This is a genomic window from Methanobrevibacter sp., assembly GCF_045644645.1.
Lineage (GTDB): Archaea > Methanobacteriota > Methanobacteria > Methanobacteriales > Methanobacteriaceae > Methanocatella.
The window spans coordinates 1-3,003 of sequence record NZ_JAZRHE010000166.1 but is presented as its reverse complement, the minus strand read 5'-3'; the positions used below and the strand labels follow the sequence as shown (position 1 = coordinate 3,003).

Sequence of the window (3,003 nt, the reverse complement as noted above, 5' to 3'; positions counted from 1 at the left end):
TGGAGTAAATTTTTTTTGATTTGGCATGATAAAAACTTTTACTCCACCTATTTATTAAATTTAACTATTTTTAAACAGAATTAAAATTCAAAACTAATTTTCATCAAAACATTTCAAATCAACAAAGTTTTTGAAAGAGTCAATATAATATGTGAGGTAAGAGTTATATATTAGTTAACATAAACTAGTTTTAAATGAAACTATAAATGGAGACAATATAATGGCAATTAAAGTAGAAGTATTTTCAACCAATTCTTGTCCTCATTGTCCATCAGCAATTGAAGCTGCTCAAGTAGCAAAAGATAAATTGGGCGATGCAATCGATGTAGAAGTTGTTAAAATCGATGAAAGTGGAGAAAACAGACAAAGGGCTATTGATTATCAGATAATGGCTGTACCTACTATTGTTATTGATGGTGAAGTAACCTTTGTTGGTGCACCTACTGAAGACGAACTTATAGACAAACTCGAATCTTTATAAGATTCATTCTTTTTTTACCTTTTTTTAAAATGACTGATGAAAATTATACTGGAGTTACAACGGGCACGGTGGCAACTGCATGTTCCCTTGCAGCACTGGATGCTATTTTGGATTCCCAGGATATTGCATGCGTTAAGGTTGACACTCCCAAAAAGGCATTGGACATCATTATTGATGAGTGTAAACGAGTATCTCCTTTTAAGGCTTATGCAGTAGCTCATAAAAACCCTTATAACGATCCTGATGTTACTGTTGATTTGGCCATAGTATCGACTGTGGAACTTTTGGATGCAGGTGAAGATGACTCGAAGGTCATCATAACTGGCGGTGAAGGTGTTGGCAAAATCACAAAGCCGGGCCTTCAAATACCTGTTGGCGAATATGCAATAAACCCGGGCCCCCGAAAGATGATTCTTAAAAATCTGGAGGATAGAATCCCGGAAGGTAAAATGGCCAAGGTAACCATTTCCATCCCTGAAGGTAAAAGGATTGCCAAAAAGACGATGAATCCCAAATTGGGCATTGTTGATGGAATTTCTGTTCTCGGAACAACTGGAATTGCAAGGTCAATGTCCAGTGAGGCATATAAGAATTCCATTGTCACACAATTGGATGTGGCTTTGGCTTCAAACATTGATGAACTGATTTTTGTTCCGGGAAACATTGGAGAAAAATTGGCATTGAAGCAATTGAACGTCACAAAGGAACAGATTGTTCAAACAGGAAATTATGTGGGGTTCATGTTTGAAGAGGCTGAAAAACGTGGTATTACTAAATTCATTTTCTTTGGACATTTGGGCAAATTGATTAAGGTTGCAGGAGGAATATTCAACACCAAACATGCCGTTGCCGACGGTAGGCGTGAGATAATGATTACCCATGCAGCAATTTGCGGAGCGGATTATGAACATCTCTGCAGGTTATATGATTCAAAGACAACTGAGGATATGATGTCCATCTTGGATGAAATAGGTTTATCCACAGAAGTGTGTAACAGCATTGCTTCAGCTATTAAGGAAAGATGCATGCAACGTTTTGATTTGGATTTGGATGTCATATTGGTGGATATGGAAGGAAATTATTTGAACAATAATATTAATTAGATTTTTTCTCTGCAATAAGACATTAAATTTGACTTTTTTTATCGTTGATTTTCACTGATTTTCTATAATTTATTTTTAACATGATGCCAATGAAATGATTTGAATTACAGTACAGTGGAAAAACAGTTTTATCAAACTGTACAATAATTTTTAAATTCTTTGAGTCTGTAAAATTTTATAGGCTTCTTTCAAATTAATCTTTTTTACAGTTGAAATTTCACTTCGATGAAAATTCATTCTAATTTTGCTTTAATTTAAAAAATATTGGTTTAAAATTAGTAAATTACTTAAATAAGTGAGGACAAATAATAATTTATGACCAAACAAATTTTATCTGCCCTCAATAGTAATATAGACTTCATACAACTTAAACTTTTTGATTTTTCTGAAGAAAAAATTGATCGTGAAAAAATTGTTTCAGAAAGATTAAATAAAAACCCTGATTTTGAAAATACTAATCATAAACTATTTTTAGATGAAAATAATACATTTTCATATGTTAATCCAATATGCTCAGTTTGTGGATCTCATAAAATTATCAAAAAAGGCACAATAACAAAAAACAAACAAAATATCAATGGAAAAACTACAGAATTCAAAGAACAGCAATATCAATGCAAAAAATGTGGAAAAAAATTCGGAATATACAACAATCCATTAATAGGAAAAAATAAACAATTCTTACAAGAAATAATGGATAAAATACCAAGAATAATGAAAATTGGATATCAATCACTCCGTAAAATAAGTAAATACTTTGAAATATTCCTTGGAATCCAAATATCTCATCAAACAATCAAGAATTGGTCCAACAAAAATCACGAAGAAACAATCATCAATGAAGAATTCGAATATTCTGGCTACTATTTATATGATGAGCAATTTTTAAGACTAAATGGAATCAGGCATTACAGATTGACTTTATTTGACGCAATACTTAATGTTCCAGTCTCTGAAAGAATTGTACGCCACAGAATACCAAAAAATACAAAAAAATTTATTTTAGATTCAACGAAAGATAAACCATTCATTTGCTTAACAACCGACCTATTCCCAATGTATCGCAATGTAGCAGATGAAATAGGAGTAAATCACCAATTATGCACATTTCATTTATTCCAAACAATCAATTACAAATTAAAAGTCTACTGCAGAAGAAACAAGATTAATGGAAAAGAAAGAGAACATATATACGAAAATGCACAAGAATTAAAAAACTGTTTCAGACAAAACTCAACAAAAGAAGCAATAGAACAATTTAAACAATACTTAAGAAATTACATGGCCATACCAATCGTATTAAAAGATTTCATAAGAAAACACATCATAAATCACTTCCAAAGATACGTACAACACCTAGATGATAAAAATATCGAAAAAACATCAAACAAAGTCGAAAATTACTACAGACAAACCAAT

3 protein-coding genes are annotated in these 3,003 nt (G+C 31.6%); all 3 read left to right on the top strand.

Translation table 11 applies throughout. From position 1 onward, the window contains the following. Positions 1-220 precede the first annotated feature (220 nt). A complete protein-coding gene (locus tag ACKI4K_RS10580) occupies positions 221-481 on the top strand; it encodes a thioredoxin family protein (RefSeq protein ID WP_407424846.1) in 261 nt (86 codons plus the stop codon). Positions 482-510: 29 nt separating this feature from the next. Further along, positions 511-1,584, top strand: coding sequence for a cobalt-precorrin-5B (C(1))-methyltransferase CbiD (gene cbiD, locus ACKI4K_RS10575; protein ID WP_407424845.1), 1,074 nt, complete (start codon positions 511-513; stop codon positions 1,582-1,584). A gap of 315 nt (positions 1,585-1,899) precedes the next feature. Beyond that, positions 1,900-3,003, top strand: a 1,104-nt coding sequence (locus ACKI4K_RS10570) for a hypothetical protein (RefSeq protein WP_407424844.1), incomplete at its 3' end; no start/stop codon positions are given.

Coding starts and splice junctions, on each gene's coding strand:
- ACKI4K_RS10580 (WP_407424846.1), top strand. CDS start 221: ATGGCAATTAAAGTAGAAGTATTTTCAACCAATTCTTGTCCTCATTGT.
- cbiD (WP_407424845.1), top strand. CDS start 511: ATGACTGATGAAAATTATACTGGAGTTACAACGGGCACGGTGGCAACT.